At 64.5% G+C, this 23792-nt stretch carries 21 protein-coding genes; 13 read left to right on the top strand and 8 right to left on the bottom strand.

Features of this window, described 5'->3' with window-relative positions; genetic code table 11:
• Positions 1 to 83, top strand: an 83-nt coding sequence (locus ACFSNN_RS23630; RefSeq protein ID WP_200878033.1) for a 4Fe-4S dicluster domain-containing protein, incomplete at its 5' end; no start/stop codon positions are given.
• 62 nt (positions 84 to 145) lie between these two features.
• Here the strand turns inward: ACFSNN_RS23630 and ACFSNN_RS23635 are convergent.
• The 4 genes from ACFSNN_RS23635 to ACFSNN_RS23650 all read right to left on the bottom strand — a co-directional run bounded on the left by ACFSNN_RS23635 (position 146) and on the right by ACFSNN_RS23650 (position 5832).
• Entirely contained in the window at positions 146 to 1624 is a 1479-nt protein-coding gene (locus tag ACFSNN_RS23635) for a tetratricopeptide repeat protein (protein ID WP_134458418.1), read from the bottom strand.
• A gap of 52 nt (positions 1625 to 1676) precedes the next feature.
• Positions 1677 to 2777, bottom strand: coding sequence for a chorismate synthase (gene aroC / locus ACFSNN_RS23640; protein WP_106309582.1), 1101 nt, complete (start codon positions 2775 to 2777; stop codon positions 1677 to 1679).
• A 375-nt stretch (positions 2778 to 3152) separates the two neighbouring features.
• On the bottom strand, positions 3153 to 5090 hold the full coding sequence (locus tag ACFSNN_RS23645) for an MFS transporter (protein WP_134458416.1): 1938 nt from the start codon (positions 5088 to 5090) through the stop codon (positions 3153 to 3155).
• A 280-nt stretch (positions 5091 to 5370) separates the two neighbouring features.
• The gene (locus ACFSNN_RS23650; protein WP_012433753.1) at positions 5371 to 5832 is read right to left on the bottom strand and encodes a CBS domain-containing protein; all 462 of its coding nucleotides are present in this window, start codon (positions 5830 to 5832) and stop codon (positions 5371 to 5373) included.
• A 240-nt stretch (positions 5833 to 6072) separates the two neighbouring features.
• On the opposite strand from ACFSNN_RS23650, the gene ACFSNN_RS23655 reads away from it, so the two are divergent.
• The 3 genes from ACFSNN_RS23655 to ACFSNN_RS23665 all read left to right on the top strand — a co-directional run bounded on the left by ACFSNN_RS23655 (position 6073) and on the right by ACFSNN_RS23665 (position 8763).
• A complete protein-coding gene (locus ACFSNN_RS23655) occupies positions 6073 to 7434 on the top strand; it encodes an O-acetylhomoserine aminocarboxypropyltransferase (protein WP_134458414.1) in 1362 nt (453 codons plus the stop codon).
• A complete protein-coding gene (locus tag ACFSNN_RS23660) occupies positions 7431 to 8264 on the top strand; it encodes an alpha/beta fold hydrolase (protein ID WP_134458412.1) in 834 nt (277 codons plus the stop codon). Before ACFSNN_RS23655 ends, ACFSNN_RS23660 begins: the two co-directional genes overlap by 4 nt.
• 178 nt (positions 8265 to 8442) lie before the next feature.
• Positions 8443 to 8763, top strand: coding sequence for an Mpo1-like protein (locus ACFSNN_RS23665; RefSeq protein WP_012433756.1), 321 nt, complete (start codon positions 8443 to 8445; stop codon positions 8761 to 8763).
• A 42-nt stretch (positions 8764 to 8805) separates the two neighbouring features.
• Here the strand turns inward: ACFSNN_RS23665 and ACFSNN_RS23670 are convergent, their stop codons facing one another.
• Entirely contained in the window at positions 8806 to 10119 is a 1314-nt protein-coding gene (locus tag ACFSNN_RS23670; RefSeq protein WP_208949507.1) for a YihY family inner membrane protein, read from the bottom strand.
• A gap of 118 nt (positions 10120 to 10237) precedes the next feature.
• On the opposite strand from ACFSNN_RS23670, the gene wrbA reads away from it, so the two are divergent.
• The 5 genes from wrbA (at position 10238) to ACFSNN_RS23695 (ending at position 14558) form a co-directional block, all read left to right on the top strand.
• Positions 10238 to 10840: an NAD(P)H:quinone oxidoreductase gene (wrbA, locus tag ACFSNN_RS23675; protein WP_134458410.1), complete on the top strand. Its 603-nt coding sequence runs from the start codon at positions 10238 to 10240 to the stop codon at positions 10838 to 10840.
• Between the two features lie 77 nt (positions 10841 to 10917).
• Positions 10918 to 11370: a DUF2069 domain-containing protein gene (locus ACFSNN_RS23680; protein WP_244322864.1), complete on the top strand. Its 453-nt coding sequence runs from the start codon at positions 10918 to 10920 to the stop codon at positions 11368 to 11370.
• Between the two features lie 54 nt (positions 11371 to 11424).
• Complete coding sequence (locus ACFSNN_RS23685) at positions 11425 to 12843, top strand: FAD-binding oxidoreductase (protein WP_134458406.1); 1419 nt, start codon at positions 11425 to 11427, stop codon at positions 12841 to 12843.
• A gap of 50 nt (positions 12844 to 12893) precedes the next feature.
• Positions 12894 to 13700, top strand: a complete 807-nt coding sequence (locus ACFSNN_RS23690; protein WP_134458404.1) for a metallophosphoesterase — start codon at positions 12894 to 12896, stop codon at positions 13698 to 13700.
• A 135-nt stretch (positions 13701 to 13835) separates the two neighbouring features.
• The gene (locus ACFSNN_RS23695; RefSeq protein ID WP_134458402.1) at positions 13836 to 14558 is read left to right on the top strand and encodes an SOS response-associated peptidase; all 723 of its coding nucleotides are present in this window, start codon (positions 13836 to 13838) and stop codon (positions 14556 to 14558) included.
• Positions 14559 to 14730: 172 nt separating this feature from the next.
• On the opposite strand, the gene ACFSNN_RS23700 is transcribed toward ACFSNN_RS23695, so the two are convergent.
• A complete protein-coding gene (locus tag ACFSNN_RS23700; protein WP_012433763.1) occupies positions 14731 to 14889 on the bottom strand; it encodes a hypothetical protein in 159 nt (52 codons plus the stop codon).
• A 221-nt stretch (positions 14890 to 15110) separates the two neighbouring features.
• Positions 15111 to 16049 (bottom strand): LysR family transcriptional regulator, encoded by a 939-nt coding sequence (locus tag ACFSNN_RS23705; protein ID WP_134458400.1) that lies wholly within the window; start codon positions 16047 to 16049, stop codon positions 15111 to 15113.
• A gap of 155 nt (positions 16050 to 16204) precedes the next feature.
• Between ACFSNN_RS23705 and ACFSNN_RS23710 the strand changes: the two genes are divergently transcribed.
• The 4 genes from ACFSNN_RS23710 to ACFSNN_RS23725 are packed head-to-tail and all read left to right on the top strand — an operon-like array spanning position 16205 to position 21167.
• Positions 16205 to 17863: an efflux transporter outer membrane subunit gene (locus tag ACFSNN_RS23710; protein WP_134458398.1), complete on the top strand. Its 1659-nt coding sequence runs from the start codon at positions 16205 to 16207 to the stop codon at positions 17861 to 17863.
• Positions 17864 to 17865: 2 nt separating this feature from the next.
• The gene (locus tag ACFSNN_RS23715; protein WP_134458396.1) at positions 17866 to 20085 is read left to right on the top strand and encodes an FUSC family protein; all 2220 of its coding nucleotides are present in this window, start codon (positions 17866 to 17868) and stop codon (positions 20083 to 20085) included.
• The gene (locus ACFSNN_RS23720) at positions 20075 to 20275 is read left to right on the top strand and encodes a DUF1656 domain-containing protein (protein ID WP_012433767.1); all 201 of its coding nucleotides are present in this window, start codon (positions 20075 to 20077) and stop codon (positions 20273 to 20275) included. Before ACFSNN_RS23715 ends, ACFSNN_RS23720 begins: the two co-directional genes overlap by 11 nt.
• A gap of 13 nt (positions 20276 to 20288) precedes the next feature.
• Complete coding sequence (locus ACFSNN_RS23725; protein WP_012433768.1) at positions 20289 to 21167, top strand: efflux RND transporter periplasmic adaptor subunit; 879 nt, start codon at positions 20289 to 20291, stop codon at positions 21165 to 21167.
• 728 nt (positions 21168 to 21895) lie between these two features.
• On the opposite strand, the gene ACFSNN_RS23730 is transcribed toward ACFSNN_RS23725, so the two are convergent.
• Positions 21896 to 23569 carry a methyl-accepting chemotaxis protein gene (locus ACFSNN_RS23730; RefSeq protein ID WP_134458394.1) on the bottom strand — a complete coding sequence of 558 codons (1674 nt, stop codon included), beginning with the start codon at positions 23567 to 23569 and terminating at the stop codon, positions 21896 to 21898.
• Positions 23570 to 23792 lie beyond the last annotated feature (223 nt).

Consider the following 23792-nt stretch of genomic DNA (forward strand, 5'->3'; position numbering starts at 1 on the left):
CGTGCGATATCAAGGACCCGACGCAGAACATCGTATGGGTCACGCCTGAAGGCGGCGGCGGTCCGAACTATCCGAACATGTAATCGATGCTTCACTTGCCTTCGCAGCGCCTGCTTCTAAATGCCGGCGCTGCGAAGGCAGGAACTCAACGCCGTTCCACCGCGTCAACCCGCTCCCGCACCCTCGCCACCACCGGCGCCCAGTCGCCGACGCGTGGCTGTCGAACCAGCTCAATCGAATCGTACCAGGCCGTCTTTGGCGTTCCATCGCCCCAGAACCAGGCGGAGACGTGGTCGATCATCAAACAGGTCGGCACGCCAAGCGCCCCCGCCAGATGCGCGGGCCCGCTATCGATCGTGACCACCAGATCCAGATTCGTCAGCAACGCCGCGACATCGTCGAAGCCTGATTGAAAATGATGCGTCAGATCGACGACGTCGAGACCCTTGGCGCGCCACTGCGCGACCGTCTCTCCGCGCCCCGGCGACACAGCGAAATAGGTCACACCGGCTACATCCAACAGCGGTTCGATTTGCCCGACCGGCACCGAACGCCGCATGTCCCGGATATGGTCCGGATTGCCGTTCCACACCAGACCGACCTTGCGATTGCCCCGCTTGCCGGCCATATGCGCTTCGACTCGTTCACGCCATGCCTGCTCAAGCGCGGCATCAGCGCTCAGGTACGGTGCGCCCCACCCGGTTGCGCCGACAATACCGAGCCGCAGCGGCAGGCTCATCAGCCCGCAATGAAAGTCCGGCTGCGTCTCCAGACTCGTTTCGAGCGGCAAATCGGCGGGCAGCATTCGTTCGAATAGATGCCGCAGAGGTCCGTCGTGGCCGAAAATCACCCGGCCGCCCTCGCGCCGCGCCCGCTCGGCGAGCAGCGGCAAAAACCGCACCGCCCAGAGGCAATCGCCGTTGCCTTGCTCGCCGTACACCACGAGCGTTTTGCCAGCTAGCGATTCGCCCTGCCAATGCGCGCTGATCGCCGCGAGGGCTTGCTGCGCGTTATTCAGTTCGCCCGCGGCAAACGCGATACGCGACTCGTAATGCGCCCAGCCTTCGGCAAAGCGCCCGCTGCGAATCTCGAGTTCCGACAGATCGAACAACGCATGGGCATTGTCCGGGGAAAGCGTCAGCACTTGTCGCAGCAAGCCCTCGGCCTCGGCGAAGCGCGCCTGCTCCTTGATGCACAACGCCAGCTTGTGAAGCGCCACCGGGTTGCCCGGCACGACGCGCACGGCTTCGCGCAACAGCGCCTCGGCCGCGGCAAAGTCGTCGCGCTGCTGGACGGCCGCCGCGCGCCAGATCAACGCGTTGGCGTCTTCGGCGTGGCGCGCGAGCAGCAGGCCGGTGGCCGAGTCGACCAGCGCCCAGTCGCGCAAGACGAACGCCGTTTGCGCAATCGTATGCAGCAGTGTGGGTTCGCAGGAAGGATCGAGTTGATACGCGCGCACCAGCGCAGCAAGTGCCTCGCGCTGGCTCGCCTTGTCGCGGCCGGCGTGTTGCAGCAGCGCCTGACCGAACGCCAGGCAGTCGCCGGCGGCGGCATCGGGCGCGGCGGCACTCGCACGCAGGCCCGCGAGGGCGCTCGCGGACGGCCCGGAATTGAGATCGGTCATGGAGACGGCACTGCTCACGCAGAACGGCTAAAGAGGCGCTGAAGCAGGCTCGTTAAGGCGCGCTCGCCGCGATCTTCGGCGTGCTGACGGCCACGTCGCCGCATTGCGCGCGATGACGCAGCGCATGGTCGATCAGCACCAGCGCGAGCATGGATTCAGCGATCGGCGTGGCGCGAATGCCGACGCACGGATCATGCCGCCCGAACGTTTCGACGACGACCGGCTGCCCCGCCTTGTCGATCGAGCGGCGCGGCGTGCGAATGCTCGACGTCGGCTTGATCGCGATCGACACCGTCACGTCCTGTCCAGTCGAAATACCGCCGAGCACACCGCCCGCGTGATTGCCGACGAAGCCCTCCGGCGTCAATTCGTCGCCATGCACCGAGCCGCGTTGCGCGACGCTGGCAAAGCCCGCGCCGATCTCGACGCCCTTCACCGCGTTGATGCCCATCATGGCGTGCGCAATGTCCGCGTCGAGGCGGTCGAACAGCGGCTCGCCGAGGCCGACCGGCACGCCGGACGCCACGACGTTGATGCGCGCGCCGATCGAGTCGCCGTCCTTGCGCAGCGCGTCCATGTACGCTTCCAGTTGCGGCACGATCTGCGCGTTGGGCGCGAAAAACGGGTTCTCGCGCACGTGTGCCCAATCGACGAACGGCACGTCGATCTCGCCGAGCGCGGCCATATAGCCGCGAATCTCCGTGCCGAACTTCTCGCGCAGCCACTTCTTGGCAACCGCGCCCGCGGCGACCGTCGGCGCCGTGAGACGAGCCGACGAACGGCCGCCGCCGCGATAGTCGCGGATGCCGTATTTCTGCCAATAGGTGTAATCGGCGTGGCCCGGGCGGAACGTGTCGGCGATGTTGCCGTAGTCTTTGCTGCGCTGGTCCGTGTTGCGGATCAAGAGCGCGATCGGCGCGCCGGTGGTCTGGCCTTCGAACACGCCCGACAGAATCTCGACCTTGTCTTCTTCCTGACGCTGCGTGACGTGGCGCGACGTGCCAGGCTTGCGCCGGTCGAGTTCGAACTGGATGTCGGCTTCGTTGAGCGCCATGCCCGGCGGGCAGCCGTCGATCACACAGCCGATAGCGGGGCCGTGCGATTCGCCGAAGGTCGTGACAGTGAAAAGCGTACCGAGCGTGTTGCCGGACATGGGCGTCGTCCAAAGAAATGCGGGGAAGACGCTATTATGCCAGCCCCGTGGCGGCTGGACCGCGCCGCGCAGTCGCGTTGGCCGATCGGCCAGGGCGTGCATGGGCAGGCGCTTCCGCCGGATCACCTGGCTTGTCGGGACATTCGCTGCGCCATGTAGGATTGTTCGCATCGCCGCCTCTGCCCTGGTCAGTTAGGCGCGGCCGCGCAAAACATCGCACGTCAGGAATTTCTGCGCCAATATTGCGCGCTACTTGCGCGAACTATCGGCGTTCGGGCGGCGCTGGCATTCCAGCACCTTGCGCCTCTCCGGCGTCCGCGCGGGCATCTTTCGTTTTCCGTGACGCCGCGCGCGGACTTCAGCGCTGCGGCCGCGCTACTTGCGCGCCCCGCGCAACTCGGTGACGATCTGCTGCAACGTCTCCGGCGTCGCCAGTTGCGGTTCGATCGGCTCGCCTACCGCCAGCGTGAGACGGCTCATGACGCCCTTCTGGATCGGCCGCGGCCAGCGCGCGTCGCCCGCGCGCGAAAACACGCTGCCCCATAGGCCGCGCAGCGCCATGGGAATGACTGGCGCCGGCGTGCGCCGGATGATCTCGGTGACGCCATGACGGAACGGATTCATGTCACCGGTTCTGGTCAGCTTGCCCTCCGGAAAGATGCAGACCAGATCGCCCTCCGCAAGCGCCTGCGCGCAGCGCTCATAGGCGCGCGTCAGCACCTCGGGATCCTGATGCGCGGGCGCGATCGGAATCGCTTTGGCGTGACGGAACACCCAGCCGGCAAAGGGCGACTTGAAGATCTGGTGGTCCATCACGAAACGGATCGGTCGCGGGCTTTCGGCCATGATGACGATCGCGTCGACGAAACTCACGTGATTGCAGACCAGCACGGCCGCGCCCTCTTCCGGAATCCGCTCGGCATGCACGAGGCGAATCCGGTAGAACGTGTGCACCAGCACCCACGCGATGAAGCGCAGCAGAAACTCCGGCACCAGCGAGTAAATGTAGGTCGCCACCACGATGTTGAGCAGCGCGGTGACGAGGAAAATGGCCGGAATGCTGAAACCCGCCGAGGTCAGAGCGACGGCCATCAGCGACGAGACGATCATGAACAGCGAGTTCAGGATATTGTTCGCCGCGATGATGCGCGCGCGGTGGCTCGGCTGGCTGCGGCTCTGGATCAGCGCATACAAGGGCACGCTGTAGAAGCCGCCGAACATGGCGAGCAGGAACAGATCGGCCAGCACGCGCCAGTGCGCGGGCCGCACAATGAACTCGCCGACGCTCAGCAGATGTCCCGGCAGCGGCAACGCATGGCTCGCGAAAAACAGGTCGATCGCGAACACGCTCATGCCGATCGAACCGAGCGGCACGAGACCGATTTCGATGCGTCGCTTCGAGAGCTTTTCGCACATCAACGAGCCGAGGCCGATGCCGATCGAGAAGGTGCCGAGCAGCACGGTCACGACGTCTGGATCGGCGGACAGCACATTCTTCGCGAAGCTGAAAAACGACGACAGGAAGATCGCGCCGACGAACCACAACCAGGAGATTCCAAGCAGACTCAGAAACACCGTGCGGTTCTCGCGCGCCAGTTTGAGGTTGCGCCACGTCTCGCTAACCGGATTCCAGTTGATGCGCAGATCGGCCTGCGGCGCCGGCGTCACGGGAACGAAGCTCGACACCACGCGCCCCACCAGCGCGATCGCGACGCACGCGCAGGCCAGCACCACCGCGCCATGTTCGGCGAAACCCGCGCCCACGCCCCCGACGATCGTGCCGATCAGGATCGCCACGAAGGTGCCCATTTCGACCATGCCGTTGCCGCCGACCAGTTCCGCCTTCGACAGATGCTGCGGCAAATAGGAGTATTTGACCGGCCCGAACACGGTCGAATGCACGCCCATCAGAAACGTGCACAGATACAGAAGCGGCGCGCTATGCAGCCAGAAACCCGCGCCGCCGATCAGCATCACGACGATCTCGAAGCTCTTGACGAAGCGCGTGAGCATCGCCTTGTCGTACTTGTCGGCAATCTGGCCGGAGGTGGCCGACAGCAGCACGAACGGCAGAATGAAGATGGCCGAGATCAGGAACGCCGCCGTCTTCGGATCGACTCCGGAGAAGCGCGCCGCCTGATACGTGACGAGCGACGTGAAGCCGATCTTGAACACGTTGTCGTTCATCGCGCCGAGGAACTGGGTCCAGAAAAACGGCGCGAAACGACGCTGGCTGAGCAGCCGGAACTGGGATTCGTGCGCCTCGTGTTGACGCGCGGCGCGGCGGGCAGCAGGTAACGGACGATCGCTCATGGAGTTCCGGAAGCAGGCTAAAAGAACGACAAGTAAGAAGGTGCGATGCGCGGTGTCGCGCACGGCCGGGTCGCCGAGCGGCGCGCGGTGCCGGACTGCAAACCCGTCACGCGGACTCGCACCGGCCTTGGTGTCGAGCCGGTTACCGAACCGGACACAAGACTCCACATAAGGCCAAACCCAGCGCCGGACACAAAAAAAGCGCACGCTTTCGCGCGCGCCTCGACTGCCTTTTCGCGCTCACCGCAACGGCTGGCGCGTCGCAGTGAATCGCCGCGCATTAACGCGCCGGCTGCTGCTCCTGCTGTTCTTCCGGCCAGTCGCGGATATAGGCCTTGAGCATGCGGTTTTCGAAACCCTGCTCTTCGACCACTGCCTTGGCGACGTCGTAGAACGAGATCACGCCCATCAGCGTGCGGCTTTCGAGCACCGGCAGATAACGCACGTGATGCTCGAGCATCATGCGGCGGACTTCGTTGACGTCCGTTTCCGGCGTGCAGGTGAGCGGATGGTCGTCCATCACCTTGCGGATCGTCGACGTGCCGACGCTGCCACCGTTCTTGCTCAGCGTCAGCATGATTTCGCGGAATGTGAGCATGCCGACGAGGTCGCCGTACTCCATCACCACCAGCGAGCCGATGTCGTGCTCGGCCATGGCGTTGACTGCGTCGTGCAGCGTGGTATCCGGCGTGACCGTGAATAGGGTGTTGCCTTTGACTTTGAGAATGTCGCTGACTCGCATGATCTGTCTCCCGTAGTGCCCGCTAAGCTGGTAATGCATCGATGTCTTTCGATCCTAGCGGAAAGACCCATAAAAGGAAAGCGGCCCGCCCACCAAGGCGCAGCGGGCGTTCGCAGGTTGGAAGCCGTGCTTGCGCGCCCACGCGCATCGGGAAAACCGCGCTTGATGCGCTGCATGCCAGTGATAGGATGGCCGCCACTTTCACCTTTCGCGAGGCCGTCCGTGGCCTCGCCGCCCAGCATGTCCGCCAACCGTTTCGACACGCTTGCGCTGCACGCCGGCGCTGCTCCCGACCCGACAACCGGCGCGCGCGCCACACCGATTTACCAGACTACCTCGTTTTCGTTCCGCGACTCGGACCACGCCGCGGCGCTCTTCAACATGGAGCGCGCCGGCCACGTCTATTCACGCATCTCGAACCCGACCGTGGCCGTGTTCGAGGAACGCGTCGCCGCATTGGAAAACGGCGCGGGCGCGATCGGCACGGCAAGCGGACAGGCAGCCTTGCATCTGGCCATTGCCACGTTGATGGGCGCGGGCTCGCATATCGTTGCCTCCAGCGCGCTGTACGGCGGATCGCACAATCTGCTGCACTACACGTTGCGGCGCTTCGGTATCGAGACGACCTTCGTCAAGCCCGGCGACCTCGACGCGTGGCGCGCCGCGCTGCGCCCGAACACACGACTGCTGTTCGGCGAAACGCTCGGCAATCCGGGCCTCGACGTGCTCGACATCGCCGCCGTGGCGCAGATCGCGCACGAACACCGCGTGCCGCTGCTGGTCGACTCGACCTTCACCACGCCTTACCTGCTCAAACCGTTCGAGCACGGCGCGGACTTCGTCTATCACTCGGCCACCAAATTTCTCGGCGGCCATGGCACGACGATCGGCGGCGTGCTGGTGGACGGCGGCACCTTCGACTTCGAAGCCTCCGGGCGCTTCCCCGAATTCACCGAGCCTTACGACGGCTTTCACGGCATGGTGTTCAGCGAGGAAAGCACTGTCGCACCGTTCCTTCTGCGCGCGCGCCGCGAGGGCCTGCGCGACTTCGGCGCCTGCCTGCATCCGCAGGCGGCGTGGCAACTGCTGCAAGGCATCGAAACGCTGCCTCTGCGGATGGAACGGCACGTCGCCAACACGCGCCGCGTGGTCGAATTCCTCGCCGGTCACGCGGCGGTCGAATCCGTCGCCTATCCGGAGTTGCCGACGCACCCGGATCACGCCCTTGCAAAGCGCCTGTTGCCGCGCGGCGCCGGCGCGGTGTTCAGCTTCAATCTGCGCGGCGACCGCGTCGCCGGGCGGAGCTTTATCGAGGCGCTTTCGCTGTTCTCGCATCTCGCCAACGTGGGCGACGCACGCTCGCTCGTGATCCATCCCGCATCGACCACGCACTTTCGCATGGACGCCGCCGCGCTCGCCGCGGCCGGCATCGCCGAAGGGACGATCCGCCTCTCGATCGGCCTCGAAGATCCCGACGATCTGATCGACGATCTCAAGCGCGCGTTGAAAGCCGCACAGAAAGCGAGCGCTTCGAGCGCTTCTAGCGCGCCGCACGGCGGCGCGGCCGGTGCAGCCGCCCAACCTCGCCCGGAGTCCGCATGATCCTGACCGTTCAAGGCAAAGCTGCCTACGCCTACACCGGCGGCAAAGCGTTCGATGCGAGCCTGCCGACCGCCGTATTCATCCACGGCGCCGAGCACGATCACAGCGTGTGGGCGCTGCAAACCCGCTACTTCGCGCATCACGGCTTCAGCGTGCTGGCCGTGGATCTGCCCGGTCACTGCCGCAGCTGCGGCCCGGCGCTGACCACCGTGCCGGCCATGGCCGACTGGCTGGCAGCGCTGCTCGACGCCGCCGGCGTGCAACGCGCCTTCGTAGCCGGTCACAGCATGGGCTCGCTGATCGCGCTCGACTTCGCCGGCCGCTATCCGGAGCGGACGACGCATCTCGCCCTGCTCGCCACGGCGATTCCGATGGCCGTCTCCGACGCGCTGCTCGACGCCGCCTTGCACCGTGAGCCCGAAGCGATCGGCATGGTCAATCAATGGTCGCATTCGACCTTCGCGGCCAAACCCTCCTGCCCCGGCCCCGGCTTCTGGCTGCACGGCATGAACCAGCGCTTGATGGAACGCGTCTCGGCAAGCGGCGAGCCGAATCTGTTCCACACCGACTTCGCCGCCTGCAACAGCTACGCGGACGGCCTCGCCCGCGCCGCGCAAGTGCGTTGCGCGGCACGCCTGATCGTCGGCCAGCGCGATGCGATGACGCCGCCGCGCGCCGCCAGAGCGCTCGCCGGCGCCCTGGCGCAAGCCGGTGTACCGGTCGACACAGTCACACTTGAAGCCGGTCACGCGCTCATGTCCGAGCAACCCGACGCCACGCTCGACGCCCTCTTCGGCTTCGCTTCCAGAGCGCCCCGCGAGGTCGGATAAGGGTCACGAGTTGTCACGATAACGGCGTGAAGAGCGGCGCGCCATCGGCCGAATGGCCAGGTTGCGCGCGTCGTCCGATAGCCGCACAATGGGTCAAGCCTGTCCTGTTTCGAGCGCGCGTGTCTGGCATGTTGGCGCACGCCGGAGCATCGGGAAGCGTCGCAATCCGGAGGCCGTGATGGCTCAAACCGCGCACACCGATCACTTCGCGAGTTTCGCGGAGTTCTATCCGTACTACCTGAGCGAGCATCGCAACACGGTCTCGCGGCGGCTGCATTTCGTGGGATCGCTCGGCGTGATCGGCTGTCTCGCCATGGCGCTCGCCACCGGCGACTGGCTATGGCTGCCCGCCGCCGTGATCTGCGGATACGGCTTTGCCTGGGTCGGACATTTCTTCTTCGAGAAGAACCGGCCCGCTACCTTCCGGCATCCGCTTTACAGCCTGATGGGCGACTGGGTGATGTTCAAGGACATCTGCGTCGGCAAGATTTCGCTGTAGCGATGCATTAGTTTCAGCGCCGGCCTGTACGCACTCCGCGACTCAAGCCGCCTGATGCGGCATGGAAGGCGTGCCGGGTTCGCTCTGCTCGGCGCGCGCCGCGCGAGCGGCCGCGCGCGCCGCCAGCAACGCGGCAAGTGTGACTTTCAGCTTGTCGTTTTCCAGCGCCGCCAACAGCATCTGGCCATCCACGCGGGTGGACGCCAGTTGGAGCTGATACTCGAGTTCCGAGTGGTCGATCACGAACAGTTCAAACAGGCGCTCAACCGTGATTTGCGCCGGATTTGCCAGCAGCAGGAAATGCGGACGCAGCCCGTCCTCCTGCAAGCGCGCGATCCACTCGATCTCCTCGAGCTTTTGCAGCAGGTTGATCGTGGTGTCCATATCGCGCCGAAGCATCCGCGAAAGTTCGGGTACGGTGTAGCCGCGCTTGCCCGCTTCACGCGCTTCCGAGAGCCGTGCGAGCAGTTCCAGCGAGTCGAACAGATTGCTGCCTTCGAAGGTGGGCCTGTGAAACTGGCCGATGCGAATGGCCGGCAACGCGGACGCGATCATCGCGCCTGCGAGCGTGATGAACCAGCACAGGTACATCCACACCAGAAATAGCGGCACGGCCGCGAATGCGCCGTACACCGCGGTGTAGGTCGGAATGCGCCGCACGTAATAGCCGAAGCCGCGCTTCGCCAGTTCGAAGGCGATCGCCGCGGTCACGCCGCCAATCACCGCGTCGCGCCATTCCACGCGGCAATTCGGCAGGTAAACGTAGAGAATCGTGAAGGCGACCGCGGTGAGCGGCAGCGCGGCGCCGGTGAGCGCCCACTCGATGACGGGCGTCATGCGCTGCGCCGCCGTGAAGGTCATGGACTGCGTGAACAGATACGACGATATCGACAAACTCACGCCGATCAGAATCGGGCCCAACGTGATGATTGCCCAATACACCAGAATGCGCTGCGCGATCGGCCGCGCTTTGCGCACGCGCCAGATCACATTGAAGGCAGATTCGACTGTCATCATCGTCATCACGGCGGTGACGAACAGAAAGATCATGCCGATGGTCGTGAGGCCTTTCGCCTTCGACGCAAACTGATTCAGATAGTTAAAGATCTGACTGTTGAGCTGCGCGGGCATCAGATGGTCGGCGAGAAAAATCTGCAGCGACATCTGGAACGAAGCAAAGATCGGAAACGCGGTGAACAACGCGAACGCGACCGTCGCAAGCGGCACGAGCGAAAGCATGGTGGTGAACGTGAGGCTGCCGGCCACCTGCGGAATGCGGTCTTCGCTGCTGCGCTGCGCGGCAAATTGCGCGAGCCGTTTGAGCGTGTCGAGATCGAAACGCACCCTGGACAACAAACCCACCTCCTTGCTGCGTGCAACGGTATGACAGGACCGCGCGAGACCTGGCCGAATGGCTATGGGCGGCCTGTGGAGCGGACCCAGCCCCTATAATACCCGTTCACCGATGAGGCCTATGAAAGACATTCTCGTGCTCTATTACAGCCGTCACGGCGCCACGCGCGAACTCGCGCTGGCGATCGCACACGGCATCGACAGCGTTCCCGGCATGCAGGCGCGCGTGCGTACCGTGCCGGCGGTCTCCACCGTCTGCGAAGCGACCCAGCCCGACATTCCCGCCGAGGGCCCGCCCTACGTCGAGCTGCGCGACCTCGAAGATTGCGCCGGTCTCGCGCTCGGTTCGCCTACCCGCTTCGGCAACATGGCCGCGTCGCTCAAATACTTTCTCGACGGCACCACGCCGCAATGGCTGTCCGGCGCGCTCGCCGGCAAACCCGCTGGCGTCTTCACGTCCACAGGAAGTCTGCACGGCGGCCAGGAGTCCACCCTGCTTTCCATGATGCTGCCGCTTTTGCATCACGGCATGCTGATCGTCGGCATTCCGTACACGGAGAGCGCACTGAGCACCACGCAAACCGGCGGCACACCTTACGGCGCGTCGCATTTCGCGCGCGCGGGCAGCGCCGAACACGGCATCTCCGCGGACGAGAAGACGCTCGCCATCGCGCTCGGCGCACGCATCGCGCGCACGGCGGCATCCATGAGTGAAAGGCCGTGAACGAGCCGCACGCCCAGCCGGCCGCGTCGAACGCCGACCTCGGCACGCAGGCGCCCACGACCGCCGCGGCTGCACCCGTGCCGCGAAATCGCGCCGCCGCGCTCGGCGCCACTACTGCCTTGGTTGCGCTGATCGTCGTGTCCGTCGTGTGGGAATGGTGGCTCGCGCCGCTGCGTCCCGGCGGTTCGTTGCTCGTGCTCAAGGCTGTGCCATTGCTGCTCGCCCTGCCCGGCGTCTGGCGGCAACGGCTGTACACGCTGCAATGGGCGTCCATGCTGATCCTGCTGTATTTTGCCGAGGGCATTGTGCGTGGCTGGAGCGAGCGCGGCTTAAGCGCGGGGCTTGGCTGGCTGGAAGCCGCGCTCTCGGTGGTCTTCTTCGTCTGCGCGCTGGCCTACGTCGCGCCGTTCAAACGCGCGGCGAAACGAGCGGCAAAGCAGGCTGCAAAGCAAGCTGCCACTCAGGCTGCAACCCGGCCCGCGAATCACGCCGGAAGCAAGCCCGCCGACCACGCCAATCCGTCCGGCTGACAAAAACGCTCCGCCTCACCCGACATTTCCGCCCGAATACGCTGACCGACCAACATGACCCAGACCGCTTTCCTCGCCGCCTGCCGCGACGCCATCGGCGCCGCGCAGGTGCTGACCGATCCGCACGACACTGCCCCGTACCTGACCGACTGGCGCCGCCGCTACATCGGCGCGGCGTGCGCGGTGCTCTGCCCGGCCGCGCCTGACGAAGTCGCGGCACTTGTGAAGCTCGCCGTCGAACATCGCATCGCGCTGGTTCCGCAAGGCGGCAACACGGGCCTCGCCGGCGGCGCCACGCCGGACGCGAGCGGCGCGCAGGCGGTCATCAGCTTGCGGCGTCTGAACCGGGTGCGCGACATCGATCCGCACAACAATACGATCACAGTCGAAGCCGGCGTGATTCTCGCCGAAGTGCAGAAGCACGCCGACGAGGCCGGCCGCCTCTTCCCCTTGAGCCTCGCCGCCGAAGGCAGCTGCACGATCGGCGGCAATCTCGCCACCAATGTGGGCGGCACCGGCGTGCTCCGCTACGGTAACGCGCGCGAGTTGTGCCTCGGTCTGGAGGTCGTCACGCCGCAGGGCGAACTGTGGGATGGCCTGCGCGGACTGCGCAAGGACAACACCGGCTACGATCTGCGCGACCTGTTCATCGGCGCGGAAGGCACGCTCGGCATCATCACCGCCGCCGTGCTCAAGCTGCATCCGCGACCGGCCGCGCGCGTCACGGCGCTCGCCGCGCTCGCGTCGCCGCATGCCGCGCTCGACTTTCTGTCGCTCACGCAGCGTGTTGCCGGGCCGCTACTGACCGGTTTCGAATTGATGTCCAATTTCTGCCTGCGGCTCGTCGGCAGGCATTTCGAGCAGATGCGCTATCCGTTCGCCGAGCCGCACGCGCAGGTCGTGCTGCTCGAACTGTCTGACAGCGAAAGCGAGGAGCACGCCCGCGAACTGTTCGAGCGTCTGATGGAAACGGCGCTCGAAAGCGGTTTGGTGCAAGACGCGGTGGTCGCGGAAAATCTCAGCCAGTCGCGCGCGTTCTGGAATCTGCGTGAACACATTCCGCTCGCCCAGGCCGAGGAAGGCCTGAACATCAAACACGATATCGCGGTGCCGATCTCGCGTGTCGGCCACTTCATCGAGGAAACCGACGCGGCGATCGCGCAGGCCGTGCCCGGCGCGCGCATGGTGACGTTCGGCCATCTCGGCGACGGCAATCTGCACTACAACGTGCAGGCGCCCGAGGGCATCGACGCGAAAGCGTTCCTCACGCAATACCAGAGCCCGATCAACCAGATCGTCTACGACAGCGTGCACCGGCATCGCGGCAGCATCAGCGCGGAACACGGGCTCGGCCAGTTGAAGATCGACGAGGCGATGCACTACAAGCAGGACGTCGAAGTGCAGTTGATGCGCGCCGTCAAACGTGCGCTCGATCCGCTGAATCTGATGAATCCGGGCAAGGTGCTACGCTAGCGTCTGAAGCTCCGCGTTCCCCCGCGGAGGCCATTTCAGGAGTCGTGGCCGTGAAGATTCGAGTGCTGTCCGATCTGCATCTGGAGAACGACGAGCCCGAGCTGATCCCGCATGCGCAGGCGGATCTGATCGTGCTGGCCGGCGACATCCACAATCACGCGGCTGGACCGCGCTGGGCCGCGCAGACTTTCGACGGCGCCGTGCCGGTGGTCTACGTGCCCGGCAATCACGAATACTACGACGGCGAGTTCAGCGCGCTCGACGCAGCGCTCTACGACGCGGCCACGCAGGTCGAGAACGTGCACGTGCTGAACAACGCCGCGCTGGTCGACCCGCAAGGCCGGTGGCGCGTGCTCGGCACGACTCTGTGGACCGACTTCGCGTTATACGGAAACGACCCGGACGCGCTCGCCAGTTCGATCGAGGCGTCGCGCAAGGCGATGCTCGACTTCCGCGGGCTGATCCAGATGAACTGGCCGCACGACACCCACGACGCCACGCGCGATTTCACGCCCGGCGACTCGCTTGCACTGCACCGGCGAGCGCGCGCCTGGCTCGAGGGTGAACTCGCCAGGCCGTTCGGCGGCAAGACGATTGTGGTCACGCATCACGCGCCGCATCGGCTGAGTCTGGCCGAGCGTTATGCGGAAGACCTCGTGTCGGCGGGCTTCGTCAATCATTTGCCGGACCTGGTCGGCCCGCCTGTCGCGCTGTGGGTTCATGGGCATACGCATACGCCGTTCGATTACAGCGTGAACGGCACGCGTGTGGTCTGCAATCCGCGCGGCTATCTCGACCGGCGCACTCGCCAGTTGGAGAATCCGCTTTTTGCGTGGGATAAGGTTGTAGAGATATAGCGGTGGCTTGAGGTGGCTTGGGGCCGATCTGAATAGCGCGCCCGCACAGCACGCACTACGCTATCGAGGTTGTCGAATCGCGGTTATCCAGCCGCGGCTATCGAAACCCACGCCGGTCGTCCCCGGAGGTCGCTCATGTGTGGTCGAATCAGCCAGTACCGCGATCCGCATTTCTACACCGAGCACCTCGGCCTCGCCGACCCGCTCATGCTCTTCGACGCCGCCGATCGCCGCCCCGGCTACAACCTCGCGCCCGGCACTCACCCGCTCGCCATCTTCCCGGACCAAACGGTGCACGCGGTCCACTGGGGCTATTGCCCTGACTGGGCACGCGCACAGCATCTGCCGCAGACGATCAACGCGCGCGCCGACGCCGCGCCGCACGGCCGCTACTTCAAGGACTTGTGGAGAACCGGAAGGGTGTTGGTGCCGGCAGACGGCTGGTTCGAGTGGCGCATGGAAACCGCGCCATTGGCCAACATCGCGGACAGCAAGGACCGGCTAGACGAGCCACCAGGCCGCCAACCCTACTTCGTGCATCTGAAGAGCGACGCGCCCATGTATCTCGCGGCGCTCTCGAGCGTGCGCGGCACTGAGCCGCAAACGGAAGGCATGGGGATGGTAATCGTGACGGCCATCGCCGACGCGGGTCTCGTCGATGTGCACGACCGCCGTCCGCTGGCATTCGCGCCGGACGCGGCGCGCCGCTGGCTGGACCCTGAATTGCCGCTCGATGAACTCGAGCAGTTGACGCGCACCGCCGGCATCGCCGCCGCGCGCTTTCGCTGGCACAGAGTGAGCCACGAAGTAGACCGCACACTCACCGACGAGCCGGGTCTGATCGCAGCAGTGAACTGATTTGAGCGCCGGATTTGAGCGCGGAAGGAAGGCGAACTGCGACGCGCCAAGACGGAAGCACCAATCGCCGCGCGCGAAACGCAACGTCAGCGCCCGACGCGAGCCCGCATCAACACGTCACCCAAAAGGACGAAAACCCGGCCGCCCGCTAGCAAGGACGCCACGACGAGTCTCAACGATCGCGCCGCTGCCCCTGCGAATCCGGGCGCTCGACCTTGACCGGCACCAGTTGCGGCTGCTGATCGCGCAACCGGCGCAGCAAATCGCGCGACGCGGCAATTGCGATCAAGCCAAACATGACGGCCACGCCGATCATCAGATGCGTATCCATGAATCCCTCGTCCTTCTGTCGTTGCGATTTTGTTGCGATTTGCCGAACTGCGGCGAATTCAGCGCGCCCGATGCAAGACCGCAGCGCATGAACGACACGTTAGCAAATCGACCGCGCTGCAGAAGTAAGGAAATGTTGCGACGCGGCAGCTATGTAACAGCCGCTCGCGCCAGCTTCCGGCAAACCGTCGATCATCGCCGGAACGCCCGCGCGGCGCGGTATCAAGTGCGCGCGAACTCGCGCAGTTCCGCCTGATCCGCGGCTAGCGTGGCGGGCAATTCGTCGCGCAGGAACTCGACCCACGTGCGGATCTTTGCATCCAGATACTGCCGGGACGGGTACAACGCATACAGATTCATTGCCTGCGACGTGTATTCCGGCAGCAGCCAAACGAGTTCGCCCTTTCGCAAGCCGCTGATCGCCGAATAGATCGGAATCAGCCCGACGCCCATGCCGCTCGACACCGCCACCGCCATGGCTTCGGCGACGTTCACCTGGAAGGTGGTCGCGCCCAGAGCAATGGTTTCCTCGCCGTTCGGGCCGTCGAAAATCCATTTTTCGGTCGGGAAGACGGGCGTGACCATTTGCAGACACGTGTGGCGCGTGAGGTCCGCCGGCGTTTGCGGCACGCCGTGCCGCTCCAGATAGGCGGGCGACGCGCACGCAATGCTGAACGCGCTGCCAAGCCGCTGCGACACCAGCCCCGAATCCGGCAGACCGGTGGCGAGCGTGAGCGACACGTCGAAGCCTTCGTCCAGCAGATCGGGCATGCGCTGCGCGAGCGTCAATTCGATTTGCACGTCCGGATAACGGTCCTGATAGCGCCCGACGGCCGGCACCACGTAGTGCTGGCCGAAGCTCGTCATGGCGTGCACCTTCAGCTTGCCGGACGGGCGGGCGTGGGCGTCGCTCGCCTCGGCCTCCGCCTGATCCACGTACGCGAGGATCTGCTCGCAGCGCTGCAGGTAGCGCTCGCCGGCTTCGGTCAGCGCGATGCGGCGCGTGGTGCGGTTCAACAGACGCGTGCGCAGATGCGCTTCCAGATCGGACACCGCGCGCGACGCGTAGGCAGTTGTCGTATTCAGATGCTGCGCGGCGCCCGTGAAGCTGCCCGCTTCGACGACACGGACAAATACGCGCATGTTTTGAAGCGTATCCATAACTTTCCCTTGTGATCGGAAGCGATTGTTACACGATTCGCAAAGGCGATTGTCTCATATTGCGTAAGAATGCCTTGCATCTTTACCGGTTATTCCCCAATCAATCGAAAAATATAATGACGCACATGCTTCTATAGCCAATTTTGGAGGAAATCGTGCAGTCTCCGGTACAGAAAGGGATCGCCGCAGCAGCGGTTCTTACGATCCTATTAACAATCGCCGGCTGTGCAAGTACCGGAGGCGTTGCGCCGCAGGCCAGCGGAATCGAGCCTGCTTCGCTCGACGCGGGCAACGCGATCCGCGCCGCCAACGCGGACGCCCAATGGCCCGCGCTCGACTGGTGGCGCGCCTATAACGATCCGCAACTGAACCGGTGGATCGAAGACGCGCAAGCGGGCAACCCGAGCCTCGCCGCCGCCCAGGCGCGCGTGCGCGAAGCCATGTCGATGGCGGGTGTCGCCCGCTCGGCGCTGTCGCCGCAAGTCAACGGCAGTCTTTCGATCCAGCGCCAGAAGTGGGCCGACAACCTTTATTACGGCCCGGGGCCGCTGGCCGGCGAGCAGTCGTGGAACAACACCGGCACGCTCGGCCTGTCGTATCACCTCGACATCTGGGGCAAGGACAAGAACGCCGCCGAACGCGCGCTCGACGCCGCGCACGCGAGTTCGGCCGATGCGCGCGCCGCCCAGCTCGAACTGGAAGGCAACGTGGTGCGCACGTACATCGAGATGTCGCTGAACTACGCGCTGCTCGATATCGCCAAGGCCACCTTGCAGCAACAGCAGCAGATCGTGGATCTGGCCAACCGGCGTCTGAAAGGCGGCATCGGCACGCAGCTCGAAGTGAGCCAGGCCGAAACGCCGCTGCCGGAATACGAACGCCAGATCGACGAAATCGAAGAAAAGATCGCGCTCGGCCGCAATCAGCTGGCGGCGCTGGCCGGCAAAGGTCCGGGCGCGGGCGATTCGATCCAGCGTCCGAGCCTGTCGCTCCAGATGGGGCCTGCCGGATTGCCGAGCGCCTTGCCCGCGGACCTGATCGGCCATCGGCCGGACGTGGTCGCGGCGCGCTGGACCGTCGCGGCGCAAGCGCGCGGCGTCGACGTCGCTAAGGCCGACTTCTATCCGGACATCAACCTGCTGGCGTCGATCGGCGGTTATGCGGCGATGGGGCCGCTGTTCCAGTTCCTGAAGAATCCGTCGCATAGCTGGAGCGCGGGGCCGGCGCTGTCGCTGCCGATCCTCGACGGCGGACGGTTGCGTTCGCAACTCGGCGCGGCATCGGCGGGCTATGACGAAGCCGTCGAGAGTTATAACCAGTCGATTGTCGGCGCGCTCAAGGACATTTCCGATCAGGTGATCCGCATCCGTTCGCTCGCCACTCAGGCCGACGACGCCGACCGTTCGGTCGCGGCGGCCCGCAAGAATTACGATCTGTCGCGCGAAGGATATCGGCGCGGCCTGACTGACTACCTCAACGTGCTGGTTGCGCAGAATCAGTTGCTGCGCGCGCAGGAAGGCGTCGCGAAGATTCAGGCCGAACGGCTGGGCGCGCATGCTTCGCTGGTCACCGCGTTGGGCGGTGGACTCGACGACCCGGCTAATGGTCCGCAGGCGAATGAGACGTTGCCGGCGCATGGGAAGGGGAAAGTGGCGAGTTCGGCCGTTGGCGGTCTACAGGCGAACGGGGCGGTGGGTTCCAGCGCTGGGTCGATGGCGGCGAACACACCGCCGAATTCACGCGCCGGATCAATACCCGCAAATGCGTCAGCGAGCACAAATGCCGCTGCCCGATCGGCTAAGTCGGGAAGCTGATCATGTCCGCCTCCCCTGCTTCCGCCTCGCGGTCGGCGTTGACAGCGAAGTCCGCCGCGCTCTACGCGGCCGCCGCCGACTGGGCCCGCAACGACGGCCTCACGTGGATCTACCTCTTCAAAGCGCTCGCCGCCTGCTTCCTCGCGCTCGGCATTGCGATGAAGCTCGACCTGCCGCAACCGCGCACCGCGATGACCACCGTGTTCATCGTGATGCAGCCGCAAAGCGGCATGGTGTTCGCGAAGAGCTTCTACCGGATCTGCGGCACGCTGGTCGGCCTTGTAGTGATGCTCGCGTTGATCGGCCTCTTCGCGCAGCAGCCCGAACTGTTCATCGTCACGACGGCGATCTGGGTCGGCATCTGTACCGCCGGCGCCGCGCGCAATCGCAACTTCCGCTCGTACGGTTTCGTGCTCGCCGGCTATACCGCCGCGCTAATCGGCATTCCCGCCTCGCAGCATCCGGACGGCGCGTTTCTGAGCGCGCTCACGCGGGTGGCCGAAGTGGTGGTCGGCATCGTCTGCGCGGGCGCGGTGAGCGGCCTCGTGTTTCCGCAGTTCGCCGGCTTGCAGATGCGCGGCACCGTGCGCGCGCGGTTCTCGGCGTTCGTCGAGTATGTGTCGACGTCGCTCGCCGGCCGCAACGACCGCGCGCAGATCGAAGCGACCAATGCGCGCTTTGTCGCCGACATCGTCGGTTTCGAAGCGGCGCGCAGCGTGGCCGTGTTCGAGGGCCCGGATTCGCGCATGCGCGGCGGACGTCTCGCGCGTCTGAACAGCGAGTTCATGACCGCGTCGACGCGCTTTCACGCGCTGCATCAGTTGATGAACCGCTTGCGCAACACGAACACGAGCGGCGCGGCCACCGCGATCGACGCGCTCGAACCGTACTTCAAAGAAATCGCCCCGCTGCTCGCGAAGTCCGGCGAGCCCGTGCTGAGCGCCGCCGACGCCGCGCACGCCGCCGCGCAACTCGAGGCCTACAAAGCCGAGTTGCCCAAACGCGTGCGGGCGACCCGCGCGCAACTGGAGGCGCATCCCGACGCGCCGCTGCTCGATTTCGACACCGGCGCAGAACTGCTGTACCGCTTCATCGACGATCTGCATGCGTATGCGGCCACGTACGCGTCGCTTGCAGTCGATACGCACGAGCGCGAGCGCTGGATCGAGCGTTACGAACCAAAGACGAACGCGATCGCGGCGGGCGTCGCAGGCGTGCGCGCGGCCCTCGTGATGATGGCGCTCGGCGCGTTCTGGATCGCGACCGCGTGGCCGAGCGGTTCGACCTTGACGCTGAATGCCGCGGCGGTTTGCGCGCTGGCGTCGTCGTCGCCGAATCCGAAGCGCACCGCGTTCCAGATGGCCGGCGGCACGCTGGTCGCCACCGTGATGGGCATGATCGCGGTGTACGGCGTGTTTCCGCACATCGACGGCTTTCCGCTGCTGTGCGCCGCGCTCACGCCGTTCCTGCTGCTCGGCGTGTTCATGACGACGCGGCCCGCGCTGGCCGGCTATGGTGTCGGCTATTGCATCTTTTTCTGTTTCCTGGCCGGCCCGGACAACGTGATTCACTACGACCCGAGCGCTTTCATGAACGATGCGCTGGCGCTGGTGCTGTCCATGCTGGTGTCGTCGATCGCGTTCGCGGTGTTGCTGCCGCCTTCGACGCCGTGGCTGCGCAACCGCCTGCTGGTGGACCTGCGCCGCCAGGTCGTGTTGGCGAGCCGCGCGGGCTTGCGTCGCGTGAGGTCGCGCTTCGAGAGCGGCGCGCGCGATCTGATGTTTCAGATCAATGCGCTCGCGCAGAACGAACCCGAGTTGAAACGCGACACCTTGCGCTGGCTCTTCTCGGTGCTCGAAGTGGGCAACGCGGTGATCGACCTGCGCCGCGAAGTGGCGGCGCTGCCCGCCGACGCGCGCTATGCGAAGTCGATGCCGTGGCGCGTCGCGTTGCGTTCGATGCGCGATACGCTGGCCGCGCTTTTCGAGCGGCCGCGTGAGGACCGCTTCGACCGCGCGCTCGCCGCGACCAGCGACGCCATCGCCGCCGTCCAGCAGATGCTGGCCACTTTCACGCCGCCGCGCGAAGAACGGCATCGGCTGCAACGCATTTTGAGTCAACTGCATTTCATTCGTACCGCGCTGCTCGATCCGCAATCGCCGCTTGAACCGCTGATGAGCGGACGTGCCGACGCGTCAGAGGGAGTTCTTCATGCCACGTGATATCGCCGTTTTCGACGCCTACGTGCCGGCCATCGTGTTGCTGTTCATCGCGGGCGCCGCGCTTACCTGGGTGCTGGACCGCGTGATTGCCTATACGGGCGTGTATCGCGTGGTGTGGCATCCGTCCTTGTTCCGGGCCAGCTTGCTCGTGTGTGTGTGCGGCGTGCTGGGTCTCGCCGTTTATCGTTGATCAGAGTCGAAACATGACCATCCGAAATCTTGTGGGCTTCGTCGCGACAGCCGTTATTTTTATCGTCGCGATTTTAATTGGACGCGTGCTGTGGGTCCATTACATGGACGAACCGTGGACGCGCGATGGCCGCGTGCGCGCCGAGATCGTGAATGTCGCGCCGGATGTTTCCGGCGCGGTTGTCGATCTCCCAGTGAAGGACAATCAATTGGTGAAGAAAGGCGATCTGTTGATGCAGATCGATCCGTCGCATTATCAGATTGCGGTTGAGCAGGCGCAGGCGGCGGTGGCGGCGCGCAAGGCCGAGTTGCAGATGAAACGCGATGATGCGCAGCGGCGCGCGGATATGGATGCTTTGGTTGTGTCTAAAGAAAGTCGCGAGAATGCGACTCATACGGCTTCGGCTGCGGAGGCTTCTTATCAGCAGGCTTTGGCTGCTCTGGATGCGGCAAAGTTGAATCTCGAACGGACGCGGGTGGTGTCGCCGGTTGATGGGTATGTCACTAATCTCAGCGTGTTTCGGGGGGATTATGCGACTGCTGGCGCCGCCAAGCTGGCGATTGTCGATAGTCACTCGTTCTGGGTTTATGGGTATTTTGAGGAGACCAAGCTGCCTCATGTTCGGGTTGGCGATAAGGCTGAAGTTCGGTTGATGAGTGGTGGCACCTTGCAAGGGCACGTCGAGAGTATTTCTCGTGGGATCTATGATCGGGATAATCCGGAGAGCCGGGAGTTGCTGGCTGATGTGAATCCTACTTTTAATTGGGTTCGGTTGGCGCAGCGCGTTCCTGTGAGGGTTAGGATTGATTCGGTGCCCGATGATGTTGTGCTTGCTGCTGGGATTACTTGTACTGTTGTTGTTATGCCTGCAGGTGGGAAGGTTGCTGGTTGAATTGTTCGGATTTCTAAGGTGTTGGGATTTTTTTGATTTGCTTGTGGTCTATTAGCGTTGCCCCTGTGCGGGGCGGCACCTACTTTTCTTTGCCGGCCGCAAAGAAAAGTAGGCAAAAGAAAGCGGCTCACACCGCTAATTCTTAAGCGGATCCCCCGCGCAGCCACGGTAGTGGTGCATCTGGAATCGGCGTTCTCGCGCATTCGTCGCGAGTGACAAAGGGCTCATTCTTCCGGCGGCGCTGCGCGCGCCGTCGTGGTTGCTCGGCAAACCAACCTTCGGTTTTTTTGCGCTTTCAATAGTTAGGATGTCTACTTTACTGAACCTAAGTGCAACGTCGAAGAATTGAGCAGGCGAGTTTGGCATCTGCCAATTCCGAGGCGGAGCCAGTGCCCGCCATAAGAACGACTCCGCTGTTTTCAGCCGCACCACTCCGACGAGCGCGCAGCGCGAGGCGGGAAGAATGAGCCCTTTGTCACTTACGCGGAGTGTGCGAGAGCACCGATTCCAGATGCGCCACTACCTTGGCTGTGCGGCGGACCCGCTTAAGAATTAGCGGTGTGAGCCGCTTTCTTTTGCCTACTTTTCTTTGCGGCCGGCAAAGAAAAGTAGGTGCCGCCCCGCACAGGGGCAACGCTAATAGACCACAAGCAAATCAAGGAAAGGCCAACGCCCAAGCATCCCAAACAAACAAAACAACCAACCAACCCGCCAGGGTAAAACCAACCTCACAACCTAAACTTCCCCACCATCACCTTCAACCCCCGCGCCTGATCGTCCAAAGATCTGGCAGCGGCAGTAGCCTCCTCCACCAACGCAGCATTCTGCTGCGTCCCGGAATCCATCTGCGTCACGGCAAGATTAATCTCCTCGATCCCCGCACTCTGCTCGGAAGAAGCCGCAGAAATCTCCCCCATGATGTCGGTCACGCGTTTCACCGCCTTGACCACTTCATCCATGGTCTGTCCGGCGTCCTGAGCGAGGGTCGAGCCATTGCTGACACGCTCCACCGACGTGCTGATCAACCCCTTGATCTCTTTCGCGGCAGCGGCACTACGCTGAGCCAGATTGCGCACCTCGGCAGCCACCACCGAAAAACCGCGCCCTTCCTCGCCGGCGCGCGCAGCCTCGACCGCCGCGTTCAGCGCCAGAATATTGGTCTGAAACGCAATCCCCTCGATCACACCGATGATGTCGCCGATACTGCGCGCGCTATCGTTGATGTCGTTCATCGTCGCGACCACGCGACTCACCACGGCGCCGCCCTTCTCCGCGATCTCCGAGGCGTTGTTGGCCAGTGTGCTCGCCTGCTTCGCGTTATCGGCGTTCTGGCGAACCGTCGACGTCAACTGCTCCATGCTGCTCGCCGTGCGTTCGAGCGCCATGGCCTGCTGCTCGGTGCGCTGCGACAGGTCCAGATTGCCCATCGAAATCTCACCCGACGCCGTCGCGATCGCATCCGCGCTCGACGCAATATCGGCGACCGTCGTGGCGAGCCCGCTTTGCATGTCGTTCAGCGCGAACAGCATGCTCGACTTGTCCTTGCGACCCAGCGCGATTTCCACCGACAGATCGCCCGCCGCGATCCGGCTGGCAATTTCCTTCGCATACGCCGGCTCACCGCCGAGCTGGCCGGCAAGGCGCCGCACCACCCACTCGCTGATGCCGAACGCGAGCACGATCAGCCCGAGCGTCGCCACCGCGAGCATCACGAACGACGAGTGGTAAATAAAGCCCGACGCCTCGATGGTCGCCTTGGCCGCCGTGCCGCGCTGCGCGACGAGTTCGTCGACCATTTTTTCAAGCTTGCCGGTTTCGACCAGCAGCGATACGTCCTGCGTGCCGACCTGCCAGTTCATCTGCGAGAGGTCGAGCGGCTGCGCTTTCACGAGCGTCACGAAGTCGCGCAGATGCCCGCTCCACACGGTCACGGCGGTGGCGAATTTCTTCTGCTGATCGACGGCCTTCGCGTCGGACGTGTCGACGTACTGCTGCAGCGTGCGGAGTTGCGCGGCGAGACCGTTTAAGCCCGCCTCGATGTCGGTGCCGAGTTCGTCGCGCTCCTTCGCGGTGCTGGCGGTGAGCAGCATTTTTTGCGCGCGGCTCGCGCGCAGCATGTAGCCGCGCGCTTCTTCCGCGGCACGGCTGGCGACGTGCCCCTGATCGTAGATCGATTGGGCCGACGCATTCAGACGGCTGATCTGGGTCAGCGAGAATACGCCGATCAGCAGCGTGCCGACCAGCAGCACGGCAAACGCGAGGCGCAACATCGCCTTCACCGACAATCCCTTGAGCCTCACCGCCCGCGAGCGGCTGCTCTGGCCACGCGGCGGCTTGCCCGCCGCTTCTCCCTCCGGTACGAATCCCGCGCCCGTCTGGCTTCCCAGCGAAACTGCTTTCATATTCCCCGTCCCCACGTTTAGAGCTGCCGGAAGGTCTGTTCCGGCATTGCTACTTATCTCTCCGGGTCTACGGCAAGAACGCCCGCGATCTTTAACGTCGCTCGCGAAAATGCCAGCCGCTTTCGCCACGCGTTTTGCCGCGGTTCTTGCCAAGTCTGTCGCCCGGTCCTCGGCGCGCCGCCTCGTAAGCCGCGCGCCCGCGACCGTTTTATACATGGCCAAA

Source organism: Paraburkholderia dipogonis (assembly GCF_042680985.1).
GTDB classification, from domain to species: domain Bacteria; phylum Pseudomonadota; class Gammaproteobacteria; order Burkholderiales; family Burkholderiaceae; genus Paraburkholderia; species Paraburkholderia phytofirmans.